The 1,023-nt window shown below is 68.8% G+C and carries 2 protein-coding genes; one reads left to right on the plus strand and one right to left on the minus strand.

Annotated features, from left to right (window positions below):
• Nucleotides 1-482 (plus strand): LamG-like jellyroll fold domain-containing protein (locus H926_RS0118815; RefSeq protein ID WP_028658227.1); only part of this gene is annotated, 482 nt, incomplete at its 5' end.
• Nucleotides 483-638: 156 nt separating this feature from the next.
• Here the strand turns inward: H926_RS0118815 and H926_RS32670 are convergent.
• Nucleotides 639-1,023, minus strand: a 385-nt coding sequence (locus tag H926_RS32670; protein WP_202804763.1) for a DUF3237 domain-containing protein, incomplete at its 5' end; no start/stop codon positions are given.

Here is a 1,023-nt window from a genome sequence, read left to right on the forward strand (position 1 = left end):
TCCTGCCGCGCCACCCGCTGGCCGGCGCGGCGCGCTTTACCGCCGAGGCCGTGTTCCGCCCCGATGGCGGCGCGTTCGAGCAGCGCTGGCTGCACCTCGCCAGCGACGATGTGCCCGGCCGTCCGCCCGGCGAAACCCGCATGTTGTTCGAAATCCGCGTGGTGGGCGCCTCGTGGTATCTCGACACCTTTGTCAAAGGCGCCGGCTATAGCCAGGTCCTGGTCGATCCGGCCCGGCTGCATCCGCTAGGGCGCTGGTACCATGTCGCGCAGACCTATGACGGCACCACCTATCGCAGCTATGTCAACGGCGTGCTGGAAGGCGAGGCGCGCGTGGCCTTTGCGCCGCAGGGGCCGGGCAGCAGCAGCGTGGGCATGCGCCGCAATGGGGTGAACCACTTCCACGGCGCGATTGCCCTGGCGCGGTTCACCACTGCGGCGCTTGCTCCCAAGGCGTTTCTGCCCGCGCCATCACCGCGCTGATCGCGCCGCGCCTAGGGTGTGTGGGGATTCAGGCCAGGGTGGCGCGAGAATGGCTGATTTTCGCGACCTGGAGCGCAGCGTACTTTTGGTACGTGAGCACGGGAAGCGCGAAAAGCGGCCGTTCGCAGCCCGCCATGGGCGCAATCCCCACACACCCTAGCGCACCACGTAGAAATCGATCTCCACATGGTCGGGCTTGCGGATGCCCCGCGCGACGAACACGGCGCGGTTCATCCACGCGAACGGGCCGGCCCGGGCGGCCAGGCGGGGTGTGGTGCGGAAGTAATAGGCGTCGCTCGGCACATCTTCGCCCCGTGCAATGCGCTCGGTCACTGCGGTGCTGGCCACGCGCACGCCGGGGTTGTTGACATCCACCACCGTGCCATCGGCCGCCTGCAGGAAATAGCGGGCATCCACCTGGGTCAATCCATCGGGCAGGATGGTCTGCCAATCACCGCCGCCGGGCAGGACGCGGCCGTGGAACAGCGGCCCATCCACGCTGCCGCCGGTGATGGCGATGAACCGCCTACGCCCGCCGCCG

The organism is Novosphingobium sp. B-7 (assembly GCF_000410615.1).
Lineage (GTDB): Bacteria > Pseudomonadota > Alphaproteobacteria > Sphingomonadales > Sphingomonadaceae > Novosphingobium > Novosphingobium capsulatum.